Raw genomic sequence first — 21,365 nt, 5'->3', positions numbered from 1 at the left:
CCACCGAGCGCGAGCGGCCCCCGTGACACCCCCTCACGGGGGCCGCTCGCGTTCCCCGGTGGGTTCCCTGGTGGTCGCCACACCAGGTTCGGCACGCTCTCCCCTCCCCCGGCAATCCGCTGCCACGCTGGCCGCATGAGCCGACCCACCACTCTGATCACCGGCGCGACCCAGGGCCTCGGCCGTGGCCTCGCTCTCGACCTCGCCGCACGTGGCGGCACCCTCCTGCTGCACGGCCGGGACCGCGCCCGTCTCGACGCCGTGGCGGCCGAGGTCCGGGCCGTCGCCCCCAACGCCACCGTCCGCACCTACCTCGCGGACCTGTCCGACCTGGACCAGGTCCACGCGTTGGCCGCCGAGATCCGGGCGGCCGAGCCCCGGCTCGACGGCCTGGTCAACAACGCCGTCGCGGGCGGCGGCGCCGAGCCGCTCACCCGGGAACTGAGCGCGCAGGGATACGAGCTGCGGTTCGCCGTGAACCACCTCGCCCCGTACGCCCTCACTCGCGACCTGCTGCCGCTGCTCACCGCCTCGGCGCCGGCCCGCGTCGTCAACGTCGCCTCGATAGGGCAGGAGGCCATCGACTTCGACAACGTCATGCTGGAGCGGGACTACGAGGGGCTGCGGGCCTACTGCCGCAGCAAACTCGCCCTGATCATGGCCACGTTCGAGCTCGCCGCGGAGCTCGACGGCACCGGCGTCACGGTGAACACCCTGCACCCGGCGCACCTGATGGACACCGAGGGGGTGCGGGCGTACGGCCTGACCCCGGCGACCGGCGTCGAGGAGGGCGTGCGGCCGACCGTGCGGCTGCTCACCGACCCGGAGCTGGCGTCCACCACGGGCCGCTACTTCGACCGGTTCACCGACGCCCGGGCGCACGAGCAGGCGTATGACGCCGAGGCCCGCGCCCGCCTGATGCGGCTGACCCGCACTCTCGTCGAACGGCCCGGCGACGCCCCCGGGGCCGGGTAGCCCCCTCTGGCCGAACCCCGCAGGCCCCGCTCCACTCCTGCCCCTATTGTCGGGTTTCAGGAGGTATACCCATGCCCGCAGCCGCGCCCCCTGGCCCGCCCCACCCGCCACCGGTGCACGTAGCCGTCATCTACTACTCGTCGACGGGCACCATCGCCGAGCTCGCCCAGGTGATCGCGGACGCCGCCGAGCACGAAGGCGCGGAGGTGCGGCTGCGCCGGGCCGCCGAGCTGGCGCCGCAGGCGGCCATCGACGCCAATCCGGCCTGGGCGGCGAACGCCAGGGCGACCGCCGACATCCTGGAGGCGGCGGCCGAGGACATGCTCTGGGCGGACGCGGTGATCTTCGGTACGCCCACCCGCTTCGGAAATGTCACCTCGCAGCTCAAGCAGTACCTCGACACCCTGGGCGGCCACTGGCAGCAGGGCCATCTGGCCGACAAGGTCTACAGCGGCTTCACGGCGTCCGCCACCAAGCACGGCGGACAGGAGTCCACCCTCCTCGCGCTCTACAACACCATCCATCACTTCGGCGGCATCCTCGTGACCCCCGGGTACACCGACCCGGCGAAGTTCGCCGACGGGAATCCGTACGGGACCTCGCACGTCGGCGGCCCGGACACCCCCGTGGACGACGAGGCGCGCACCGCCGCCCGGGTCCAGGCGAAGCGCGTCGTGAAGTTCACCAGAGCCCTCAAGTGCGGCCTCTCACAGGCCGATTGACGGAGGCCAGGCAGTCATGACTCTCCACAAAGGCGCATCCGACAGCGTCCGCCAGGCCGCCCAGCACCCGGTGAACCCCTTCTACGGCGAGGCCGACCCGGTGGCGGGCATGGTCACCTCGCCGCCGCAGCACACCCTGCCGGACGGCCCGGTCTCGCCGCACACCGCCTATCAGTTCGTCCACGACGAGCTGATGCTGGACGGCAACTCCCGGCTCAACCTGGCGACCTTCGTCACCACCTGGATGGAGCCGCAGGCCGGCGTGCTGATGGCCGAGTGCCGCGACAAGAACATGATCGACAAGGACGAGTACCCGCGCACCGCGGAGCTGGAGAAGCGGTGCGTGGCGATGCTCGCCAACCTGTGGCACGCGCCCGATCCGGCGTCCGCCATCGGCTGCTCGACCACCGGGTCGAGCGAGGCGTGCATGCTGGCCGGGATGGCCCTGAAGCGTCGCTGGGCACAGCGCAACCAGGACCGCTATCCGGGCAGCGCCCGGCCCAACCTCGTCATGGGCGCCAACGTCCAGGTCTGCTGGGAGAAGTTCTGCAACTTCTGGGAGGTCGAGGCGCGCCAGGTCCCGATGGAGGGCGATCGCTTCCACCTCGACGCGGCAACCGCCGTGGACCTCTGCGACGAGAACACGATCGGCGTCGTCGCCATCCTCGGCTCGACCTTCGACGGGTCCTACGAGCCGGTGGGCGAGATCTGCGGGGCGCTCGACGACCTCCAGGAGCGCACCGGCTGGGACATCCCGGTGCACGTGGACGGCGCGTCCGGCGCCATGATCGCGCCGTTCCTCGACCCGGAGCTGGTGTGGGACTTCCAGCTGCCGCGGGTCGCCTCCATCAACACCTCGGGGCACAAGTACGGCCTGGTCTTCCCGGGTGTCGGCTGGGCGCTGTGGCGGGACCAGGAGGCGCTGCCGGAGGATCTGGTCTTCCGGGTGAACTATCTGGGCGGCGACATGCCGACCTTCGCGCTCAACTTCTCCCGGCCGGGCGCCCAGGTGGTCGCCCAGTACTACACCTTCCTGCGGCTCGGCCGGGCCGGCTTCCGCGCCGTCCAGCAGGCGACCCGCGACGTGGCCCGCTCGCTGGCCGAACGGGTCGGCGCGCTGGGCGACTTCCGGATGCTGACCCACGGTGACGAGCTGCCGGTCTTCGCCTTCACCACCGCCGACGGCGTCACCGCCTTCGACGTCTTCGACGTCTCCCGGCGGATGAAGGAGCGCGGCTGGCTGCTCCCGGCGTACTCCTTCCCGGAGAACCGGCAGGACCTGTCCGTGCTGCGGGTGGTCTGCCGCAACGGCTTCTCCGAGGACCTCGCCGAGCTGTTCATGGCGGACCTGGAGCAGCTACTGCCCGAACTGCGGGAACAGTCCGGCCCGTTGGACCTCTCGGAGCAGAAGGCCACCGCCTTTCACCACTGACGGCCCGGCGGCGGCCGGTGGGGCGGACACCGCTCGGAGGGCACCGCGACGGGACGGGACGGGACGGGGCGGAACGGGGCGGAACGGGCGGACGCTCTGGTCCACCCGCCCCGCCCGTGCGCTCACCTCACCGTCCCAGCCCCCGGTACCGCCGCACCGCCAACGGGAAGAACACCACCAGCAGCACCACCGGCCACACCAGCGCCAGCACCTCCGCATGTCCGGCCGCCCAGCTGTCGCCGGTCCAGCGCGGGTTGGCGAACAGCTCCCGTACCGCGCTCGCCGTCGCCGACATCGGATTCCACTCCGCGACCGCCCCCAGCCAGCCCGGCATCGACTCCGCGGAGACGAACACGTTCGACAGGAAGCCGACGGGCCAGACCAGGATCTGCACGGCCTGCACCATCTCCGGCCGGCCCGCGACCAGCCCCAGGTAGATCCCGATCCACAGCATCGCGAACCGCAGCAGAAGCAGCAGGCCCACCGCTGCCGCCGCGCCGCCCGGTCCGCCGTGCCAGCGCCAGCCCATCGCCAGCCCCACACCGATCATCACCAGCAGGCTCAGCGCCGACTGGAGCATGTCCAGGACGCTCCGGCCGACCAGCACCGCCGACGACGCCATCGGCATCGACCGGAACCTGTCGATCACCCCCCTGCCGAGATCCCGGGTGACCGCGATCATCGTCGCCTCGAGCCCGAACGCCATGGTCAGCGCCAGCATCCCCGGGACCAGGTACGCCGTGTATCCGCCGCCGCCCGGCACGGTCATCCCGCCGCCCAGGAAGTACCCGAACATCACCAGCATCATCACCGGGAAGGCCAGGCCGACCACGACCTGCACCGGCTGCCGCGCCCAGTGCGCCAGCCCGCGCCGGGTCATCGTCCAGGAGTCCGTCACCGCCCACGCCACACCGCTCATCGGCCCGCGCCCTCCTTGTCCCCCGTCAGATGCAGAAACACCTCGTCCAGCGTCGGCCGCCGCAGCGCGATGTCCGCCACCTCGATCCCGGCGCCGTCCAGCACCCGTACGGCGTCCGTCAGCGCGGCCCTACGGTCCGCCACCGGGGCGTTCAGCCGCCGCTCGTCCGCGGCCACCGCCACCGCGCCGCCGCCCGCGACCACCGCCGCCAGACGCTCCAACAGCTCGGTGGCTGCGCCGAGTTGGCGACCGTCGCGCAACACGACATCCAGCCGGTCGCCGCCGGTCGCGCTCTTGAGCTCGTCCGCCGTGCCGTCCGCGACCAGCCGGCCGCCGTCCACCACCGAGATCCGGTCCGCGAGCTGATCGGCCTCCTCCAGGTACTGCGTGGTCAGCAGCACCGTCGTCCCGCCGTCGACCAGCGACCGCACCGCGTTCCACACCTCGCTGCGGCCGCGCGGGTCGAGCCCGGTCGTCGGCTCGTCGAGGAAGAGGACGCGGGGCGCCATGACCAGGCTCGCCGCCAGGTCGAGGCGACGCCGCATCCCGCCGCTGTACTGGGCCACCGCCTTGCGGCCGGTCCCGTCGAGCCCGAACCGCGCCAGCAGCTCGTCGGCCCGCTCGCCGGCCCGGCGCGGCCCCAGGTGGAACAGCCGCCCGAACATCTCCAGGTTCTGGCGCCCGCTGAGCTCCTCGTCCACGGCGGCGTGCTGCCCCAGCAGCCCGATCCGCCGCCGTACCTCGTCCGGCTCCCGCAGCACATCGAAGCCGGCCACCTCGGCCCGGCCGCCGTCGTGCCGCAGGAGCGTGGACAAGATCCGTACGAGGGTGGTCTTGCCGGCGCCGTTCGGGCCGAGGACGGCGTGCACGGTGCCCTGCCCGACAGCGAGATCGAGGCCGTCCAGGGCTGTGTGGGTGCCGTAGGTCTTGTGCAGTGCTTCGACGACGATCACAGGATCCGCGGCATGCGCGGGATCGCGGTCAGTCACGAGCTCCCCTCCCTTCCGCGTGTAGTCAAATTTGACTACACGCGCAGAAGGTAATGCCGAACCCTTCATTAGTCAAACTTGATTAACAGATTTCTGATGGACCGACGTCCCGGGCCGCGCCGGACCCCTCGGCGGACCGCCGGTCCTCCCGCTTCCCGCCGCCCGTCGCGTACGGGTTCTCCTGCCCCTCCGCGAGCACCCCCACGAACGGCGCGCCCTCCCCCGCGAAGACGTACGCGCCGCCCTCGATCCGCTCGATCAGCCCGCGGGTCCACTCCGCGCCGCTGTCCGCGGAGCACACCCACATGTTCATGATCTCGCCGATGTGGCCGAGCCGGCCGGGCCCTTCCTCGGGCGTGTAGTACTCGGTGACCGTGCTGCGCCACTCCTCCAGGCCCCGCACCCGCTCCTCGAGCAGTGCCACCGCCTCGGCCCGCGGCAGGTCGAGGAGGAATCCGATGCCCGCGCTCAGCACGTCGGCCTTCTGGTCGTGCCGGGAGAGCGCCGCGCGCAGCAGCGCGAAGAACTCCGCCTCGCCCGCCGCGGTCAGCTCGTACTCGGTACGGGGCGGGCCGCCGGCGGTGCTGGGCGCGACGTCGTGGGCGACCAGCAGTCCCTGCTTGGCCATCTGCTTGAGCGCGTGATAGATCGACCCCGGCTTGGCGTTGGACCAGTCATGGGCGCCCCAGTACTCCAGGTCGTTGCGCACCTGATAGCCGTGTGCCCGCCCGTGCTGCCGCACGGCGCCCAACACCAACAGCCGGATCGCCGACATCGTCCCTCAACCCCTTACCCGCCTACGCCGCCAGCCTAGACGGGCCGGTGCGCTACCCCTCGCGCGCCGTCCGCTCCTCGTCCACCAGCTCGAAGGCGGTCCGGCCGTCGAGGGACTCGCGGAGGATGTCGGCGTGCCCGGCGTGCCGCGCGGTCTCCTCGATCAGATGCAGCACCAGCCAGCGCATCGACTGCCGCGCCTGCGGCGGGAACCAGGGCGCCTCGGGCAGCGGGAAGGTGTCGTCCAGGCTCGGCACGTCGCGGATGAACTTCTCCGTCCGGCGGGCGACCTCGTCCCAGTACGCCAGCACACCGGCCGGCGTCTCGCCGTCCGCGATCCGGAAGCTCAGGTGCCAATTGCCCTGGTCGCGCGCCACGGACTGCGGCAGCTCCTGGGCCCGCTCGACCCAGCCCTGCTCGACCTCCGCGACATGCTTGACCAGCCCGCCCAGCGTCAGTTCGCTGGCGCTCGGCCGGGCCGCGGCCTGCTCGTCGGTCAGACCGAGCAGCGCCCGTCGCAGGCCGCCGCGCTGCGCCTCCAAAAAGGCCAGCAGTGCGCCGCGCTCGTCCCCGTGGGCCTCGGCAATAACGTGAGTGGGCATGACAGCCGCCTTTCGTGGCGTGTGGGATGCTCCGGCGGGCGACCCCGGGCCGCCCGCCTTCAACACCCCTCACGCTACGGACCGTTGCGGCCAACTTCTGTCCGCAACGCCTACGGTTCTCGCCCTCAGAACGGGAACCGCGACCGCCCGTGCTGAATGGAGATCCACTTCGTCGTGGTGAACGCCTCCACCATCGCGTCGCCGTTCAGCCGCCCCACCCCGGAGCTCTTCTCGCCGCCGAAGGGCACGATCGGCTCGTCGTGCACCGTGCCGTCATTGATGTGGATCATGCCGGTGTCGATCCGCTTGGCGAACCGCACACCGCGCTCGATGTCCGCGGTGTGCACGGCGCCGCTGAGCCCGTACGGCGAGGAGTTGGTGAGCCGTACGGCCTCGTCGTCGCCGTCGAAGGGAATCAGCAGGACGACCGGGCCGAAGATCTCCTGGGCCAGCAGCGGGGAGTCCTCGGACAGTCCGCTCAGTACGCTCGGCGCGACGAGGGTGCCCCGGGTCTCGCCGTGGAGGAGCGCGGCGGCGCCGTCGGCGAGGGCCCGGTCCACCAGCGCGGTGATGGCCTCGGCCTGACCCTCGTTGATCAGCGGCCCGATGTGGGTGCCCGGGTCCGTGGGGTCGCCGACCTTCAGGGACGCGACCTTGGCGACGAACTTCTCGGTGAACTCCCGCTCCACCGCGCGGTCCACGAGCACGCGGTTGGCGGCCATGCAGACCTGGCCCTGGTGGACGAAGCGGCTGAAGACCGCGGCGTCGACGGCGTAGTCGATGTCGGCGTCGTCCAGGACGACCAGCGCGCTGTTGCCGCCCAGTTCGAGGATGGCGTGCTTGAAGTGGGAGGCGGCGACCGTCGCGACATGGCGACCCACCTTCTCCGAGCCGGTGAAGGAGATCGTCTTGGGTACCGGGTGCTCGATCAGCGCATCGCCGATCTCGGCGATGTCGGTGACGACGACGTTCAGCAGGCCGGCCGGCAGCCCGGCCTCCTCGAAGATCTTGGCGACCAGTCCGCCACCGCAGATCGGGGTGTTCTGGTGCGGCTTGAGGACGACGGCGTTGCCCAGGGCCAGGGCCGGCGCGACGGACTTGATCGACAGGAGGAAGGGGAAGTTGAACGGGCTGATCACGCCGACGACACCGACCGGCAGCCGGTAGAGGCGGTTCTCCTTGCCGTCCACGGGCGAGGGCAGGATCCGCCCCTCGGCGCGCAGCGCCAGCTGGATCGCCTCGCGCAGGAACTCCCGGACGAGGTGCAGCTCGAAGCCGACCTTGGCCCGGGTGCCGCCGACCTCCGCGGCGATCGCCTCGCCCAGCTCCGCCTCGCGGTCGTCGATGATGCGCAGCGCCCGCTCGAAGACCAGTCGCCTGGTGTACGGATTGGTGGCGGCCCATTCGCGCTGCGCCCGCTCGGCGGCGCGGTAGGCCAGATCGATCTCCTCGACCGTGGCGACGGTTATGGAGGACAGCTTCTCGCCGTTGTAGGGATTGAAATCGACGATGTCCCAAGAGCCGCTGCCCGAGCGCCACTCGCCGTCGATGAACTGATAGGCCAAGTCGTCGAAGTAGGACATGCCATCCCGATCTGGAGAACAGGGCGCTCAGGGCGCCGCATTGGGGGGTGCTGACTCCTGATGGCTTTTCATCCTACTCACGCGTCACATCAGTTGGAGTAGACCACGGAGCAGATCGCGGGTCTCGGCCGGATTCGGCCCTTCCTTCTGGAGCCGGTCCATCGCCCGCGCGTACTGCGCGACCTCCTCCGGCTTGTCGACGTACAGCGCGCTGGTCAGCTGTTCCAGATAGACGACGTCCGGGAGCCCCGAATCCGGGAAGCCGAGCATGGTGAACGCGCCACTCTCCGCCGCGTGCCCACCGAAGCTGAACGGCAGGACCTGAAGATGCACATTCGGCCGCTCGGACAGCTCGATCAGATGCCTCAACTGCTCTCTCATCACCGCACGTTCACCGTACGGACGGCGCAGCGCCGCCTCGTCGAGGACGCAGTGGAAATCCGCGGGGTGCTCGGCCACCAGAAGCTTCTGGCGCTCCAGCCGCAGCGCGACCCGGCGGTCGATGTCGGCGTCGGTGGCACCGGGCATGCCGCTCTTGACGACGGCGTGCGCATATCCCTCGGTCTGCAACAGCCCGTGCACGAACTGGACCTCGAAATTGCGGATGAGGGAAGTCGAACCCTCCAGTCCGACATACGTCTGGAACCAGCCGGGCAGTACATCGCTGTAACTGTGCCACCAGCCCGTCGCGTTGGCCTCCCGGGCGAGGGAGAGCAGCGCATCGCGTTCCTGCTCGTCGCCGACCCCGTAGAGCGAGAGGAGATCCTCCACGTCCCGCGCCTTGAAGCTGACCCGGCCCAGTTCCATGCGGCTGATCTTGGATTCGGACGCCCGGATCGAGTAGCCGGCCGCCTCGCGGGTTATGCCGCGCGATTCGCGCAGTCTGCGGAGCTGCGCCCCCAGCAGAATGCGCCGGACCACCGACCCGCTCGCCTCACCTTCGGACACTTCCCGACCCTCCTGTGACCCGCCCCGTCGAATGGTGCGCCGCAGTCTGCCACGTTCAGGCTCCGTTGAGTGCTCATGCGATTACCGATACGTGACTTCCGCGCAAGCCCTCCACATGAAGTCGCAGGAAAAATCACGACCAAACCGCCTGGGATCACCCCATTACGGCGCGTGCACGTGCATCTGCCCTTGCATCTGTCGTGGTCATTGGGAACGATAGGCATCGCACGCATGCACGCTCGTGAAAGATCCGCCAGACCCGACTGACCGGCCAGGGTCATGACGTCCGCGAACGCCAGGAGTGCCTCGCATGGGGACCACGGTTTTGACCATGCTCGAGCCGTTATGGCAGGGCCTTCCTCCCGTCGACCCCTCGTCCGTCTCCGGCTCCGCGTCCTGCACGCTCCCGCCGCGGTACGAATCGGTCGGTGGTGCACGGAAGTTCACCCGCGACACACTCCGGGACTGGGACCTGGACGAGCTCTTCGACGGAGTCGCCCTGGTGGTCTCCGAGCTCGTCACCAACGCCCTGCGGCACGCGATCCTGGACCCCGCCGATCCCCGCCCCCCGGGCGCCCGCGTCCCGGAGCCCCGCGCTCCGGAACCGGCCACCGGCCCGGCGCCCGCCCGGCTGCACCTGATGCGCTGGTCCTCCCGGCTGATCTGCGCCGTCCGCGACCCCAGCGACGCCTCACCGGTCGCGGGCGAGGCCGACTCGGCCGCCGAATCCGGCCGCGGGCTCTACCTCGTGGAGTCCTTCAGCGACAGTTGGGGCTGGCACCGGCTGGCCGGTGCGATGCACGGCAAGATCGTGTGGGCGCAGTTCCGGCTGCCGTAGCGCCGGCGCCGCCGACTCCCCACCCTCTCCAGGGCCCTGCCCGGCGGACGACCGCCCGGGACAGGGCCTTCGTCATGGCCCCTTCCCCACACGGCGCGGGGCGGCACGGGGCGGATCGGGGAGGGGGAGATCCGCTAGTCGCGGACGAGGTGGTCGAACTCGCCGTCCTTGACGCCGAGCAGCATCGCCTCGACCTCGGCCGGCGTGTAGATGAGCGCCGGCCCGTCCGGGAAACGGGAGTTGCGTACCGCGATGTCGCCCCCGGGCAGCTTCGCGAATTCGACGCAGGAGCCCTGGGAATTGCTGTGCCGGCTCTTCTGCCAGGCCGCGTCACGGAGATCCGTTGCGGCCATGCCGTTGTATGCGTGGGGCACAGGGCTCTCCCGATGAGGATGGGCGACAACTGCCGGGGATCATATCTGTGTTCACATGCAAATGCATGCGCAGATGCACGTGCACGACAGGGGGTGCCGCCACCGTCACAGCTCGTCGACCGCTTCCGCCGGATCCCACGCCGGATCCCACCGCCCGGCCGGGCACGACGCACACCGGTCGGGGAAGGGACGAACGCCGCGGGCTCCGGGTTCCCGGAGCGCCCACGGCCCGCCTCCGTCGCGGTCGGCGGAAGGGCGGCCCCGACCACGCACACGGCAGATCCCCTGCGCAGGGCACGCAGGGGATCTCCGCCCGCACCGCGGGGCGCCCGCCACCGGGAGGCGCCGTGGCGGCACGGCACCCGTCACCGGGAGGCGTACGGCAGCAGGGCCATCTCCCTGGCGTTCTTGATCGCGCGGGTCAGCTGCCGCTGCTGCTGCGCGGTGACCCGGGTGACCCGGCGGCTGCGTATCTTGCCGCGGTCCGAGAGGAACTTCCGCAGCAGATCGGTGTCCTTGTAGTCGATGTACGTGATGCCCGCCGCGTCCAGCGGATTGGGCCGGGGCATGGTCCGGCGGCGGGGGGCGGGACGTCGGGGCATGGGAGTTCCTTCACGGGTTCTGCGGGACGGGATCCGTGCCGGATCCACGACCGGGTCACGGCACGGGGTCGAGGAGCTCGTCGAAGGCGGACACCAGTCCCTTCCAGGCGTGCGGGCCGCCCGCGTACTCGGCATCGGTCAGCAGACAGGAGTCCAGCAGGGACGTGAGCCCGTCGTGGTCCAGTCCGGGCGAGGTGAAGACCAGGTGCTGGGCGCGGTCGCCGTGCTCGGGGTGCCAGTCCAGCGCGGCCGCGGCCCGGCGCACCGGCGGCACCAGTTCCCAGGCGGCGTCCGGCAGCGAGGCCAGCCAGGGCCCGGAGTTCTCCACGCACAGCGCACCGCCGGCCGCGTCCCAGGACAGCAGCGTGTCCGGCCGGTCGGCCAGCCAGAACCGCCCCCGGCTGCGCGCGGCCGCGCAGGTCAGGTCCTCCAGCGCGGCATGGAGCCGCTCGGGATGGAACGGCCGGGTGTGCCGCCACACGAGCGTGCTCACGCCCTCCGCGTCCGCCGCCTGCGGCAGCAGCGCGCACGCCGGGTGCTGGCGCGCCGCGGCCGCCTCCACGTCGAACCCGGCCGTTGCGACGGCCGCCAGCTCTGCCGACGCGACGGGAATCCGGCGCGCCACTGGGTGCAGCTGCGAGAGCAGCGCGAGGTCCTCGGGCCCGGCCTCCTCCTCCCCGGCCGCGATCGCCAGCACCGGCGCGTACTCGAGCTGCCGCGCCCAGGTGTCGGCGATGGTGCGCCGGTCGGAGGCGGCGGCCGCGAGTCCGGCCTCGGCGAGATCGTCACCGCACCCCAGGCAGGCGAGCACCAGCGCCGGGTCGACGGCCGTGATCACCCCGGTGAGGGCGAGGTTCTCGCTCCCGCACGCGGTGATCACCTCGGCCATCGCCTTCGGCTCGACCGAGTCCCACAGCTCCACGATCGCCAGCCGGCAGGTCCGGCCCCCGGCCAGCCGCTCCAGCTCGGGCACCAGGTCCTCGCGCAGCGCACAGCAGGCGCAGTCGTTGACCAGCGGGGCGTCACCGGTGGCGAGCGTGCCGTCGGCGTCCCGGAGGGTGCGCCGCACGGTGCCGTCCGCCGCCGAGGCGAGGTCGTGGTGCAGGGCGACGCTGCCGGACACGGAGCGCAGCAGCCGCTCGACGGCGGCCCGCCGCGCATCCGCGTGCAGGCCGCCGACCAGCACGACGTCGAGCCGCTCCATCAGCGGGCCTCGCGCCGGCCGTAGCGCCGCTCGAACCGCTCGACGCGGCCGGCGGTGTCCAGCACTCGGGCGGTGCCCGTATAGAAGGGGTGGCTCGCCGCGGAGATCTCGACGTCGACGACGGGATAGGTGTTGCCGTCCTCCCACTCGACCGACTTCTCACTGGTGGCGGTCGAACGGGTCAGGAAGGCGTGACCGGCGGCCCGGTCGCGGAACACGACGGGCCCGTAGGCGGGGTGGATTCCAGGCTTCATCGCTGTCCTCAGCGCTCCTCTCGGAAGGTGACGTGACGGCCGACGACCGGGTCGTACTTGCGCAGTTCCAGGCGGTCGGGGTCGTTACGGCGGTTCTTACGGGTGACATACGTGAACCCGGTGCCGGCGGTGGACCGGAGCTTGACGACCGGGCGTAGTTCGTTGCGGGCCATGCGGCTAGTATACGGAAATGGTTTCCATTTTCAATAGGGCCCTCGGGCTCGCCCTGGACGCCGGGGACATCAAGGCCATCGCCCCGATCGGCGTCGAGGCGGCCGACACCGGCATCCGCACCGGCACCCGCACCCGCACCCGGGGAGGGAGCGCCTGATGGCCAAGCTCGGCGAGATCGTCAAGAAGGAGAGGCGGCGCGCGGCCGTCGCCCGCTACGCGGCCCGGCGCGCCGTCCTCAAGGCCGTCGCCCGGGATCCGCGGACCCCGGAGGAGGCGCGCCGCACCGCCCGGCGTGGGCTCTCCCACCGGCCGCGGGACGCCGGCCACAAGGCCGGCCGGTAGGCACGGCAGCGACCGTCCGGCGCCGGGCTCGACCCCTGGACCGGGCGGCCGAGGTCGTGGGGGTAATACTGGACAGACCGCCCCAGACGTCCCCGACGAAAGCGAGCGCCCCCATGCTCCGCAACGCCTTCGAGCCCTGGCACCTGGTCCTGATCCTCGTCGTCCTCGTACTGCTCTTCGGCTCGAAGAAGCTGCCCGACATGGCCCGCGGACTCGGCCGCTCGATGCGCATCCTCAAGTCGGAGACCACCGCCCTCAAGGACGAACACCCGGCCCGCACACCCAGCACCGACACACCCCACCCGGGCGCGGCCCCCACAGAGCCCCACACCGCATCGGCCCACACCGCATCGGCCCACGCGGAGCCGACCCGCACCCGCTGACCGATGGGCCCAGGGTCTGTCGTTCGGATCGCCCCGCGAGCCCGACCTGACCCGAACGACAGGCCCTAGCTGTCCCCGCCCTCGTCGATCAACCGCCGCACCACACGGTCGACGAGCCCCAGCCGGGCCTCGGCCACCAGCGGAACCGCACGCCGCTGACGGCGGGCCTCGGCGGGGTCGATGTCGACGGTGACCAGCGCGGGCTCCCATTTGGGCGCCTGTGCCACCACCATCCCCCTCGGGTCCACGACCCGCGAGCCGCCCCAGAACGTGGCGCCGTGCTCATTGCCGACCCGGTTGACGAACACCACCCAGCACTGCAGCATCCGCGCCGTGTAGGACAGCAACGTGTCCCAGTAGATGCCGGTGTCCATCGCCTCGGGGTCCAGACTCGCCGCACTGTTGGTGGGCACGAACAGCACCTCGGCCCCGTCCTGCACCGCCAGCCACGGCAGCACCGGCTGCCACGCGTCATTGCACACCAGTGTGGCGCCCCGCCCGCCGCTCGCCGACTTCGTCAGGTCGTACGCGCGCAACGACTGCCCCGGACTGACGTGCTTGCGTTCCTCCCAGGCAAGGTAGTTGGGCAGGTAGAGCTTGCGGTGGGCGTGCAGCATCGCGCCCTCCGCGTAGTGCGCCGCGGTGTTGTACGCCCGCAGGCTGGTGTGCTCGTGGAATCCCACCAGCACGTCGGGGCCGAGGGTGCTCAGCTCCAGCAGCCGCGGATCGCGCGCCTCGATGGCGGAGTCCCGCTTGAGCGCGCCCAAGTGATAGCCGTGCAGGCTCAGTTCGGGGAAGACGACGAGATCGGCGCCCTGCTCCGCCGCCTGCATGACCTGCTCGCGGGCGGTGGCGAAGTTCTCCGGCACCTCACCCAGCACGCAGTCCGTCTGCGCCAGCGCTATGCGCATGACCCACCTCACCGATCAGTCGGCTTTGCGGCTCCTGTCCAATTTTGCCAGGTCCCGGCCCGTCAGTCTCCCGGGATCAGCAGCCGCCCCTTCGAGCCACGTCAAACGGCCCGGCAGGCGGGTCCCCACCAACGGGCGAAAGAACGATCCTTCCCGTGCCGAGCCCAGGCTTCAGACGTTGATCCCCACGATCCGTCGTACGCCCGCAGGGCGACTTCCAGCCGCAGCTCCGCCCGGCGGCACGACGGTGCCCGGCCGAGTCGTCCGGCGATGCCGACGGCCGCCTCGGCCGGGCGGCCCGCCGGAACCGCTCGGCCGGGCGGACACCGGGCCCCGGCCCCGCCCCTCCGCGGCCCACCCCGCGAGCGGCGCAGCACCCCTGCACCGAGCACCGGCCCCACCCGCGCCGGCCGCCCGGCAGCGCCGGCGGCGGAGCCCGTGCCGCGGGCGGAGCGACCGCCACGGAGATTCCGTCCGGCGACGCCGCCACGGCGAAGCCCTGATCTCCTTCACCGCGAATTACCCTGCAAGAGAGAACTCCCGAAACGGGAGCCCCATTCGAAGAACACGCCGCACCGGCGCGAGTTTCCGCACCCGCACCCCTCATTGCTCACCCCTCACCCGAACAGAGGGAAATCTGCTTTCGAGTCCCCTCCCCCATTGGCCGCATCTCGACGCGCGGTGTCCCGGCCGGTCGAAGCGCAAGGTCAGAAGGTCCGTCCTGCGCCGAACGGGGGTAGCTGAAGCTCCGCCAGGTCTTGCAGGTCGTCAATTACGTTCGCAGGGTGGCGATGAGTTGCTCGTACCTCACGGCGGCTCCTTCGCACAGCACGGAAAGGAACCTGCCATGCGCATGTCCCGGAAGGCCGGTCTGCTCGTCTCCGCCGCCGTGTGCGGAACCCTGGCCCTGGGCGCCGCGGGAACCGCCCTCGCGTCCATGAACGACGCGCCGGCCCGCCCCGCCGGCTCCGCACGGCAGGCGCCCCTGCCGAACACCGACGCCCTCAAGACCCAGGCCAGGAACCTGGGCGACCTTGCTGGGGTGCTCCGGCCGGTGACCGACCTGATCGACGACGTCCTCGCGGCCGCCGACAGCGGACGGCTGACTCCCACTCAGGTCACGGCGCACACCACGGCCATCAGGGACGCCCTCACCGCCGCCCGGCAATCGGGGCCCGAGGCACCCTCCGCACCGTCCATCTCGCAGCCCGACAACGGGTCGCGCGCCACCACCGGCAAGGCCGCCGCCGAACTGCGCACGGACGCTCTCACCGGCCTGCAGAACAGAACCGACGCGCTGCTCAAGGCCCTCTCATCGGGCGACACCGCGATCGTCACCAGCGCCGTGACGAGCAGCGTCACCGCCCTGGCGAACGTCCTGGTCGCCATCACGCTCGGCGGGCTGCCGGCTCCCGATCTCCCGGGTCTGCCGTCACTGCCCAGGCTGCCCGGCGGAATCGTCTGACCCGCACACCACGGAGCCCGCGCTGCCGAATGCCGCGCGGGCCCGTTCTGCTTTTCCGTTACGGCCGCCATGCCAATGCCCTGGCAACCCCATCAAACTCGCAAGGGCATTGGCATGCGTCCCTCCACACACCTTGATAACGAACCGGTTCGGCTTCCTCGGTCACGACCGAATAACAATGCAGTGGTCACCGGCCGCCCGATTATCCGAAATAACCGCAGCAAAAACCCGGACCGTCCGGAAGGAGAGGTCCGGGCGACCCGGGTATTTGTACGGCACATCAGCGATGGCGGGCACCGTTGCCCGAGAGCGGCGCGGTGCAGTGCCTTTTCAGCAAGAGCCGATCGAGACCGCACTGTGGGCACCGCAGTGCGAAAGATTTCCCCCGTGCATTCATATGAGCCGGCGCCCCGGTCCGTAGTGCGGATCCGCACTGCCGATCCGCTCCACCGGTCCGAGGCGCCGTCCGGCATCATTCGACGCGATGCACCGGAAACACCCGCGAGGCAGCGACATGCGCGACACTTCAGCGCACGTGCCGCCGGAATCACCTGCCGATCGGCAGGCCGCCGAGCAGAGAGTTCTTCCTGGGGCCCACCTGGTTGCCGTGCAGAAGGTTCTTGGGGCCGCCCTTCACGGTGTTCGCCGTGTCCTTGACCGTCTTGACCAGCGGCACGATCTGGCGGCCGTCCAGCTGCTTGTTGTTCAGTGCGTCCGTCAGCCCACCGTTCACACTCGTGCTCGGGGAGGTGTTGGGGCCGGCGGCGAATGCGGGGGCGGCCACGCCAAGCGCCATGACAGAACCGGCAACAACCGCGGCAGACTTCGCGTACTTCACTTTTCTGCTGTCCCTTCTCGGGGCGGTGCTTGATGGGTCGCGACACCAGCGCCGCGTGAGCAATCACCTAATTGCTCGGATCACCGCTTCCGACCTGGCTAACGAGTCCCGCCCCACGGGGAAACTCCGAAGTTTCCCCTTCTTTCCGACGCCACCCGAAAGAAGCGCACCGTTCAGGTTTCCGGTGATCAGCCCGAACACCGACGGCCCCGATGCACAGGAACTGCGCACCGGGGCCGGTCAATGAGACGTGACGCGAATTCTTCGAGTCAGTCGTTGATGCACTTGTTGCCGAACGCCGGGTTGAGCAGCGCGATGACGTTGACGGTGTTCCCGCAGACGTTGACCGGCACGTGGACCGGGACCTGCACGACGTTGCCGGAGATCACACCGGGGGAGTGCTTGGCTCCACCAATGGCACCCGCGTCGGCGAACGCCGGCGTAGCCGCGCCCACTGCCATGAGGGTTCCGGCAGTAACTGCAGCAGCCTTTGCGTACTTCACTTTCAGCCCTTCCTGCAGCGGGTCCGTAGCGAACACGACCGTCGTGTCGCACGGGCGGTTACCTGCTCGCCCGTAACTCCGCTGCCGTAATTGATAACGATTGCTCCTCGCAGACGAAACTGCCATCACAGAGTTTCCCGAGGAATCGCCCGAATGACGCAAGGTCGTTGCGGGAGATTACCTGTCGCCCACCGGGCGCCGGAAAACCTGTACAGCTCGAACAAACGAGGGACCTACCGAATACGAATTCCTACCGAAAGGAGGTCGAGAAATTCCTTCCTGTCGGTTCGCATCGGGGTGCCGCGCGGCCCGAGTGGATCCGCGTGCGCCGGGTGGTCGGCTCAGTGGTTTTGAAGCCGTGTCCGGAACGCCATGGTCAACTCGCGTCGGCGGATGCGGTTTCGCCCTTTCACCCGAATGGCAGCGACAACGGAGATCTGTCGCGGGCCGCTTCGGACACCGCCGAGCACGAGATCCGGACACGCGAAAGGCCGGTACGGAGAGCGTGTACCGGCCTTTCGTCAGCTGAGGAGTGCTCAGCGGTTGAGGCACTTGTTGCCGAACGCCGGGTTGAGCACCGCGGCGACGTTGACGGTGTTCCCGCAGACATTGACCGGCACCGCGACCGGGACCTGGATCAGGTTGCCGGAGATCACACCCGGGGAGTGGGTGGCACCGCCGGCGGCGTGGGCGCCACCACCGTGCGCGGAGGCGATACCGGCGCCGCCGGCGACGGCCGCACCCGCGACGGCGGACAGGACGACAGCCTTGGAAACAAGCTTCATTGCGAACCTCTTAACTGAGCAGCATTCAGGATCCGTACACGCCGCTTAGAGCGACAAGCTGCTCAACGCATCAACCCGGCAGAGGTAGTGAGGCATACGGGTGATGATGACTGCGCGCCTGCCCGGAGCCCAAACTTTTTCCATCATTGCACGTCGTCTCAGCCCTAATCCTTTTGTCAGCCGCGTCGTGTGCAATGGCCGAATGAAGGTGACGGGCGCGCAGATGCCGCCCCGGCGGCTGCGGCAGCAGAGTCCGACGCCGCGTACGGCCGACGTGGCCGAGGGGGACGGCGCAGCGGCTCGCGGGAGTGCAGGCGCGGGTGGCCGAGAGGAGGACGCGGTCGACGACCTCCTGGGTGGGCAGGTGCCGACCCGGCAGGAGCTGCCGACGCGGTGCTGAACCGCGGCGTGACCCGCCTCTTCCGCCCAGGCGTGCCGCACCCGTCCGGCAACCGGTGCGGGTGGCGACGGTGCAGGTCAGGGCCATTGTCAGACCCTGGTGCAAGACTCAGGAACATGAGATGGGCGGTGGCAGAGACGGGCGACGGGGGTGTTCGTCTCTGCCCGCTCGGCTCGGACGGCCGGGCGGCCGGTCCGGTGGTGGCGGAGCCCTCGCTCGCCGAAGCGGTGCGGACGCGGCCGCAGGTCGAGCGCTGGGTGTGGCGGTCCACCGGGGAGATCTACCGGCGTCTGCTGACGGCCGGGGTGCGGGTCGAGCGCTGCTATGACGTCGAGGCGGCCGAGGCCCTGCTGATCGGGCACGAGGAGGGTCAGTCGGGCCAGCCGCGGTCGCTGGCCGCCGCCTGGGCGCGGCTGCACCGCCTGCCGGTGCCGGAGGATGCGCCGGTGCGGGCCGCCGAGACCCAGCCGTCGCTGTTCGAGCCGGGCCCGGTGCCGTTGCCGCCCGGCACGGACGAGCTCACCGCGCTGCTGGAGGTCTACGCCGGCCAGGTGGCCCGTACGGCGCGGACCGAGCACCCGGAGCGCATGCGGCTGCTGCTCGCGTCCGAGTCGGCGGGCATGCTGGTCGCCGCGGAGATGACCCGGGCCGGGGTGCCGTGGCGGGCGGATGTGCACCGCGAGGTGCTGAACGGGCTGCTGGGCGAGCGGTTCCCGGGCGGTCTGGAGCCGCGGCGGATGGCGGAGCTGGCCGACGAGGTGTCGCGCGCCTTCGGGTCGGGCGAGCGGGTGCGGCCCGATCTGCCGAACGACATCATCAAAGCCTTCGCCCGCGCCGGCATCGCGCTGTCCTCGACGCGCAAGTGGGAGCTTCAGGGGGTCGACCATCCGGCGGTGGCACCGCTGCTGGCGTACAAGTCCCTCTACCGCCTGCACACCGCCCACGGCTGGTCGTGGCTGCAGCAGTGGGTGCGCGACGGGCGGTTCCGTGCCGAGTACTTCCCCGGTGGCACGGTCTCCGGCCGCTGGACCACGAACGGCGGCGGCGCGCTGCAGATTCCCAAGGTCATCCGGCAGGCCGTGCTCGCGGACCCGGGCTGGCGGCTGGTGGTCGCGGACGCCGACCAGATGGAGCCCCGGGTGCTCGCCGCCATCTCCCGTGACCGCGGGCTGATGGAGGTGGCCGCCAGCGGCGAGGACCTGTACGCCGACCTCGCCGCCCGCGCCTTCCGCGGCGATCGCGCGCAGGCCAAACTCGCCCTGCTGGGCGCCGTCTACGGCCAGACCTCCGGCGACGCCCTCAAGCACATGGCGGATCTGCGGCGCCGCTATCCGGCCGCGGTGGCCTGTGTCGACGACGCGGCGCGCGCCGGCGAGGAGGGCCGGCTGGTGCGCACCTGGATGGGCCGCACCTGCCCGCCCGCCTCGGTGGCACCGCCCGACGAGGCGGGCCTGCCCCAGGAGGAGGCGCCGTCCGGCGGTTACGGCAGCACCGCGGCGGCCCGCGCCCGGGGTCGGTTCACCCGCAATTTCGTCGTCCAGGGCAGCGCCGCCGACTGGGCCCTGGTGATGCTGGCCGCGCTGCGTCATGCGCTCTCCCGGGGCGGCCTCCGCGCCGAACTGGTCTTCTTCCAGCACGACGAGGTGATCGTGCACTGCCCGGCCGAGGAGGCCGACGCGGTGGCCGGGGCCATCGACACGGCGGCCGCGGCGGCGGGCCGGATCGCCTTCGGGGACACACCGGTCCGCTTTCCGTTCACCACCGCGGTGGTGGACTGCTATGCGGACGCGAAGTGAACCGGCTCCGGAGGGAGGGGCGTTGACGCGGGAGCGGTGCGGGGCAGTGGCTCAGGGTGCGGTGCCGTCCTCCGGCCCCACCGTCGCGATCAGGCCACGCGTCATGCGTACCATCGCCGCGACCAGGGCGTCGCGCGGGCGCTCGGGGTGGTCCAGCCACCACAGCGCGAGCCCGTAGAGCGCGCTGCGGATCGCCTCGCCCAACGGCTCCAGCTCGGCCTCGGGGAGTCCGGGCACATGGGTGCGGAGCAGGGCCATGTCCGTCTCCCGCTGCCTGCGCTGGATGTCGCGGTGAAACGCCTGGACGTCCGGGTCGCCGGTGGTGTCGCGGAACATCATGCGCCAGGTGTACGGATGGCTCTGCACATAGCCGAACCAGGCGTCGTACATCGCCGCGATCCGGGTGTCCACGTCGCCTTCGCCGTCGAGGAGTTCACGGATGGGCGCGGCGGCCAGCTCGTCGCGGTGCCGCTCCAGCAGGGCGAGGTGCAGCTCCTGCTTGGAGTCGAAGTGGCGGTAGAGCATCGGCTTGCTCAGACCGGCCTCGGCGGCGATCTCCCCGATGGTGGTGCCCGCGTAGCCGCGCTCCGCGAACAGCCGGGCGGCGGCGTCCTCGATACGGGTGCGCGCCTCGGCGCGGGCGGCCCGGCTCCGATCGATCTCGCTCACGTGATCTGGCTCATTTCGGATGGTGGTTTCGGGTCGCCTTCGCGACCAACGGGATCCATACTAGGTGGTGTACCAAACGGTACACGGATAAGTAACTTAGTCCGCGACGTACGGGCCGAGGCTGGGCAGCGGCCGGGATACGGGGGTCCGACATGATCGTTTCCGTGCACTTCGCCGATATCGGCGTCCGCTCCACCCGGGCCGTGCTGGGCGCCTGCCCGCAGCCCGGCGCCGTCCCCGGCCTCCGGTACGCGGAGACCGCGCTCACCGGCGCCATCGCGGCCGGCCTCCCCGGCCTGCGACCCGGCCGTGCCGCACTGCTCGCCGCATGGGAGGACGACGCCGCCCTCGACCGCTTCCTCGCCGAGGACCGGGCGGCCCGGCGACTGGCCCATGGCTGGCAGGTGCGGCTCCGGCCGATACGGGTCCTCGGCGAGTGGGGCCCGATGCCGGTGGAGCTCGCCACCGGCGCCCCCAGCGCCACCGGCCCCGACGCGAACGGGCCGGACGAGCCGGACGGGCCGGTCGCCGTGCTCACCCTCGGGCGGCTGCGGCTGCGCCGCGCGGTGCCGTTCCTGCGGGCCAACTCCCGTGCGTCCGGCCGGGCCGCGGCCGACCCCGCGCTGCTCGCCTCGGTCGCCCTGGCCAGGCCGCCCCGGTTCGTCGCCACGTTCTCCCTGTGGCGCAGCGTGGCGGACATGAGCCGCTACGCCTACGGCCCCGCGCGGCCGGGGCACAAGGAGGCGATCGAGGGGCACCGGGCGAAGCCGTTCCATCACGAGGCGGCGTTCGTGCGCTGCCGCCCGTACGGCGCGCGGGGCCTGCTGGACGGCCGGGAGCCGCTTGCGGAGGCCGCCGCGGCCTGGGCGGGGACCTCGTGAGG

General features: G+C 71.1%; 27 protein-coding genes. 11 read left to right on the top strand and 16 right to left on the bottom strand.

Features of this window, described 5'->3' with window-relative positions:
• Nucleotides 1-135 precede the first annotated feature (135 nt).
• The 3 genes from ACGFML_RS20045 (at nt 136) to ACGFML_RS20035 (ending at nt 3,129) form a co-directional block, all read left to right on the top strand.
• Nucleotides 136-975, top strand: coding sequence for an SDR family NAD(P)-dependent oxidoreductase (locus ACGFML_RS20045; protein ID WP_393545427.1), 840 nt, complete (start codon nt 136-138; stop codon nt 973-975).
• A 71-nt stretch (nt 976-1,046) separates the two neighbouring features.
• Complete coding sequence (gene wrbA / locus ACGFML_RS20040; RefSeq protein WP_393545425.1) at nt 1,047-1,697, top strand: NAD(P)H:quinone oxidoreductase; 651 nt, start codon at nt 1,047-1,049, stop codon at nt 1,695-1,697.
• Between the two features lie 16 nt (nt 1,698-1,713).
• Nucleotides 1,714-3,129, top strand: coding sequence for a glutamate decarboxylase (locus ACGFML_RS20035; protein WP_393545423.1), 1,416 nt, complete (start codon nt 1,714-1,716; stop codon nt 3,127-3,129).
• Nucleotides 3,130-3,256: 127 nt separating this feature from the next.
• Here the strand turns inward: ACGFML_RS20035 and ACGFML_RS20030 are convergent, their stop codons facing one another.
• From ACGFML_RS20030 to ACGFML_RS20005, 6 genes are all read right to left on the bottom strand, one after another.
• Nucleotides 3,257-4,048 carry an ABC transporter permease gene (locus ACGFML_RS20030; protein WP_393545421.1) on the bottom strand — a complete coding sequence of 264 codons (792 nt, stop codon included), beginning with the start codon at nt 4,046-4,048 and terminating at the stop codon, nt 3,257-3,259.
• Complete coding sequence (locus ACGFML_RS20025; protein ID WP_393545419.1) at nt 4,045-5,037, bottom strand: ATP-binding cassette domain-containing protein; 993 nt, start codon at nt 5,035-5,037, stop codon at nt 4,045-4,047. Before ACGFML_RS20025 ends, ACGFML_RS20030 begins: the two co-directional genes overlap by 4 nt.
• A gap of 82 nt (nt 5,038-5,119) precedes the next feature.
• A complete protein-coding gene (locus ACGFML_RS20020; protein WP_393545418.1) occupies nt 5,120-5,812 on the bottom strand; it encodes a PadR family transcriptional regulator in 693 nt (230 codons plus the stop codon).
• 52 nt (nt 5,813-5,864) lie between these two features.
• Nucleotides 5,865-6,413: a DinB family protein gene (locus ACGFML_RS20015; protein WP_393545416.1), complete on the bottom strand. Its 549-nt coding sequence runs from the start codon at nt 6,411-6,413 to the stop codon at nt 5,865-5,867.
• 125 nt (nt 6,414-6,538) lie between these two features.
• Nucleotides 6,539-7,996, bottom strand: a complete 1,458-nt coding sequence (locus tag ACGFML_RS20010; RefSeq protein ID WP_393545414.1) for an aldehyde dehydrogenase family protein — start codon at nt 7,994-7,996, stop codon at nt 6,539-6,541.
• Nucleotides 7,997-8,080: 84 nt separating this feature from the next.
• Complete coding sequence (locus ACGFML_RS20005) at nt 8,081-8,944, bottom strand: helix-turn-helix domain-containing protein (protein WP_393545412.1); 864 nt, start codon at nt 8,942-8,944, stop codon at nt 8,081-8,083.
• 310 nt (nt 8,945-9,254) lie between these two features.
• Between ACGFML_RS20005 and ACGFML_RS20000 the strand changes: the two genes are divergently transcribed.
• Nucleotides 9,255-9,782 carry an ATP-binding protein gene (locus ACGFML_RS20000; RefSeq protein ID WP_393545411.1) on the top strand — a complete coding sequence of 176 codons (528 nt, stop codon included), beginning with the start codon at nt 9,255-9,257 and terminating at the stop codon, nt 9,780-9,782.
• 134 nt (nt 9,783-9,916) lie between these two features.
• Here ACGFML_RS20000 and ACGFML_RS19995 read toward each other — a convergent pair whose 3' ends face one another.
• The 5 genes from ACGFML_RS19995 to rpmG form a co-directional block, all read right to left on the bottom strand.
• On the bottom strand, nt 9,917-10,156 hold the full coding sequence (locus ACGFML_RS19995) for a DUF397 domain-containing protein (RefSeq protein WP_393545409.1): 240 nt from the start codon (nt 10,154-10,156) through the stop codon (nt 9,917-9,919).
• 365 nt (nt 10,157-10,521) lie between these two features.
• A complete protein-coding gene (rpsR, locus tag ACGFML_RS19990) occupies nt 10,522-10,758 on the bottom strand; it encodes a 30S ribosomal protein S18 (protein WP_393545407.1) in 237 nt (78 codons plus the stop codon).
• Between the two features lie 55 nt (nt 10,759-10,813).
• Nucleotides 10,814-11,962, bottom strand: coding sequence for a CobW family GTP-binding protein (locus ACGFML_RS19985; RefSeq protein WP_393545405.1), 1,149 nt, complete (start codon nt 11,960-11,962; stop codon nt 10,814-10,816).
• A complete protein-coding gene (locus tag ACGFML_RS19980) occupies nt 11,962-12,216 on the bottom strand; it encodes a type B 50S ribosomal protein L31 (RefSeq protein WP_393545403.1) in 255 nt (84 codons plus the stop codon). Before ACGFML_RS19980 ends, ACGFML_RS19985 begins: the two co-directional genes overlap by 1 nt.
• An 8-nt stretch (nt 12,217-12,224) precedes the next feature.
• Entirely contained in the window at nt 12,225-12,389 is a 165-nt protein-coding gene (gene rpmG / locus ACGFML_RS19975) for a 50S ribosomal protein L33 (protein WP_393545401.1), read from the bottom strand.
• A 17-nt stretch (nt 12,390-12,406) separates the two neighbouring features.
• Between rpmG and ACGFML_RS19970 the strand changes: the two genes are divergently transcribed.
• The 3 genes from ACGFML_RS19970 to tatA all read left to right on the top strand — a co-directional run bounded on the left by ACGFML_RS19970 (nt 12,407) and on the right by tatA (nt 13,115).
• Complete coding sequence (locus ACGFML_RS19970) at nt 12,407-12,547, top strand: hypothetical protein (RefSeq protein ID WP_393545399.1); 141 nt, start codon at nt 12,407-12,409, stop codon at nt 12,545-12,547.
• The gene (locus ACGFML_RS19965) at nt 12,547-12,732 is read left to right on the top strand and encodes a hypothetical protein (protein WP_393545397.1); all 186 of its coding nucleotides are present in this window, start codon (nt 12,547-12,549) and stop codon (nt 12,730-12,732) included. Before ACGFML_RS19970 ends, ACGFML_RS19965 begins: the two co-directional genes overlap by 1 nt.
• Nucleotides 12,733-12,845: 113 nt before the next feature.
• Nucleotides 12,846-13,115 carry a Sec-independent protein translocase subunit TatA gene (gene tatA / locus ACGFML_RS19960; protein ID WP_393545395.1) on the top strand — a complete coding sequence of 90 codons (270 nt, stop codon included), beginning with the start codon at nt 12,846-12,848 and terminating at the stop codon, nt 13,113-13,115.
• Nucleotides 13,116-13,180: 65 nt separating this feature from the next.
• Here the strand turns inward: tatA and ACGFML_RS19955 are convergent, their stop codons facing one another.
• Complete coding sequence (locus ACGFML_RS19955; RefSeq protein ID WP_393545393.1) at nt 13,181-14,026, bottom strand: nitrilase-related carbon-nitrogen hydrolase; 846 nt, start codon at nt 14,024-14,026, stop codon at nt 13,181-13,183.
• Nucleotides 14,027-14,873: 847 nt separating this feature from the next.
• Between ACGFML_RS19955 and ACGFML_RS19950 the strand changes: the two genes are divergently transcribed.
• The gene (locus ACGFML_RS19950; RefSeq protein WP_393545391.1) at nt 14,874-15,491 is read left to right on the top strand and encodes a hypothetical protein; all 618 of its coding nucleotides are present in this window, start codon (nt 14,874-14,876) and stop codon (nt 15,489-15,491) included.
• Between the two features lie 547 nt (nt 15,492-16,038).
• Here ACGFML_RS19950 and ACGFML_RS19945 read toward each other — a convergent pair.
• The 3 genes from ACGFML_RS19945 to ACGFML_RS19935 all read right to left on the bottom strand — a co-directional run bounded on the left by ACGFML_RS19945 (nt 16,039) and on the right by ACGFML_RS19935 (nt 17,617).
• A complete protein-coding gene (locus tag ACGFML_RS19945; RefSeq protein ID WP_393545390.1) occupies nt 16,039-16,275 on the bottom strand; it encodes a hypothetical protein in 237 nt (78 codons plus the stop codon).
• Between the two features lie 323 nt (nt 16,276-16,598).
• Nucleotides 16,599-16,832, bottom strand: coding sequence for a chaplin (locus ACGFML_RS19940; protein ID WP_393545602.1), 234 nt, complete (start codon nt 16,830-16,832; stop codon nt 16,599-16,601).
• 536 nt (nt 16,833-17,368) lie between these two features.
• Nucleotides 17,369-17,617 carry a chaplin gene (locus ACGFML_RS19935; RefSeq protein ID WP_393545388.1) on the bottom strand — a complete coding sequence of 83 codons (249 nt, stop codon included), beginning with the start codon at nt 17,615-17,617 and terminating at the stop codon, nt 17,369-17,371.
• Between the two features lie 202 nt (nt 17,618-17,819).
• Here ACGFML_RS19935 and ACGFML_RS19930 point away from each other — a divergent pair, with 202 nt between their 5' ends.
• Complete coding sequence (locus tag ACGFML_RS19930; RefSeq protein WP_393545386.1) at nt 17,820-18,017, top strand: hypothetical protein; 198 nt, start codon at nt 17,820-17,822, stop codon at nt 18,015-18,017.
• 116 nt (nt 18,018-18,133) lie between these two features.
• Complete coding sequence (locus tag ACGFML_RS19925; protein ID WP_393545384.1) at nt 18,134-19,813, top strand: bifunctional 3'-5' exonuclease/DNA polymerase; 1,680 nt, start codon at nt 18,134-18,136, stop codon at nt 19,811-19,813.
• A gap of 51 nt (nt 19,814-19,864) precedes the next feature.
• Here ACGFML_RS19925 and ACGFML_RS19920 read toward each other — a convergent pair whose 3' ends face one another.
• Nucleotides 19,865-20,482, bottom strand: coding sequence for a TetR/AcrR family transcriptional regulator (locus tag ACGFML_RS19920; protein ID WP_393545383.1), 618 nt, complete (start codon nt 20,480-20,482; stop codon nt 19,865-19,867).
• A gap of 152 nt (nt 20,483-20,634) precedes the next feature.
• On the opposite strand from ACGFML_RS19920, the gene ACGFML_RS19915 reads away from it, so the two are divergent.
• Entirely contained in the window at nt 20,635-21,363 is a 729-nt protein-coding gene (locus tag ACGFML_RS19915; protein ID WP_393545381.1) for a spheroidene monooxygenase, read from the top strand.
• Nucleotides 21,364-21,365: the final 2 nt, after the last annotated feature.

It is taken from the genome of Streptomyces sp. NPDC048650 (genome assembly GCF_043199095.1).
Classification (GTDB): Bacteria; Actinomycetota; Actinomycetes; order Streptomycetales; family Streptomycetaceae; genus Streptomyces.
This window is presented reverse-complemented; position numbering and strand designations above follow the sequence as displayed.

Coding starts and splice junctions, on each gene's coding strand:
- ACGFML_RS20045 (WP_393545427.1), top strand. CDS start 136: ATGAGCCGACCCACCACTCTGATCACCGGCGCGACCCAGGGCCTCGGC.
- wrbA (WP_393545425.1), top strand. CDS start 1,047: ATGCCCGCAGCCGCGCCCCCTGGCCCGCCCCACCCGCCACCGGTGCAC.
- ACGFML_RS20035 (WP_393545423.1), top strand. CDS start 1,714: ATGACTCTCCACAAAGGCGCATCCGACAGCGTCCGCCAGGCCGCCCAG.
- ACGFML_RS20030 (WP_393545421.1), bottom strand. CDS start 4,048: ATGAGCGGTGTGGCGTGGGCGGTGACGGACTCCTGGACGATGACCCGG.
- ACGFML_RS20020 (WP_393545418.1), bottom strand. CDS start 5,812: ATGTCGGCGATCCGGCTGTTGGTGTTGGGCGCCGTGCGGCAGCACGGG.
- ACGFML_RS20015 (WP_393545416.1), bottom strand. CDS start 6,413: ATGCCCACTCACGTTATTGCCGAGGCCCACGGGGACGAGCGCGGCGCA.
- ACGFML_RS20010 (WP_393545414.1), bottom strand. CDS start 7,996: ATGTCCTACTTCGACGACTTGGCCTATCAGTTCATCGACGGCGAGTGG.
- ACGFML_RS20000 (WP_393545411.1), top strand. CDS start 9,255: ATGGGGACCACGGTTTTGACCATGCTCGAGCCGTTATGGCAGGGCCTT.
- rpsR (WP_393545407.1), bottom strand. CDS start 10,758: ATGCCCCGACGTCCCGCCCCCCGCCGCCGGACCATGCCCCGGCCCAAT.
- ACGFML_RS19985 (WP_393545405.1), bottom strand. CDS start 11,962: ATGGAGCGGCTCGACGTCGTGCTGGTCGGCGGCCTGCACGCGGATGCG.
- ACGFML_RS19980 (WP_393545403.1), bottom strand. CDS start 12,216: ATGAAGCCTGGAATCCACCCCGCCTACGGGCCCGTCGTGTTCCGCGAC.
- rpmG (WP_393545401.1), bottom strand. CDS start 12,389: ATGGCCCGCAACGAACTACGCCCGGTCGTCAAGCTCCGGTCCACCGCC.
- ACGFML_RS19970 (WP_393545399.1), top strand. CDS start 12,407: ATGGTTTCCATTTTCAATAGGGCCCTCGGGCTCGCCCTGGACGCCGGG.
- ACGFML_RS19965 (WP_393545397.1), top strand. CDS start 12,547: ATGGCCAAGCTCGGCGAGATCGTCAAGAAGGAGAGGCGGCGCGCGGCC.
- tatA (WP_393545395.1), top strand. CDS start 12,846: ATGCTCCGCAACGCCTTCGAGCCCTGGCACCTGGTCCTGATCCTCGTC.
- ACGFML_RS19955 (WP_393545393.1), bottom strand. CDS start 14,026: ATGCGCATAGCGCTGGCGCAGACGGACTGCGTGCTGGGTGAGGTGCCG.
- ACGFML_RS19950 (WP_393545391.1), top strand. CDS start 14,874: ATGCGCATGTCCCGGAAGGCCGGTCTGCTCGTCTCCGCCGCCGTGTGC.
- ACGFML_RS19935 (WP_393545388.1), bottom strand. CDS start 17,617: ATGAAGCTTGTTTCCAAGGCTGTCGTCCTGTCCGCCGTCGCGGGTGCG.
- ACGFML_RS19930 (WP_393545386.1), top strand. CDS start 17,820: ATGAAGGTGACGGGCGCGCAGATGCCGCCCCGGCGGCTGCGGCAGCAG.
- ACGFML_RS19925 (WP_393545384.1), top strand. CDS start 18,134: ATGAGATGGGCGGTGGCAGAGACGGGCGACGGGGGTGTTCGTCTCTGC.
- ACGFML_RS19915 (WP_393545381.1), top strand. CDS start 20,635: ATGATCGTTTCCGTGCACTTCGCCGATATCGGCGTCCGCTCCACCCGG.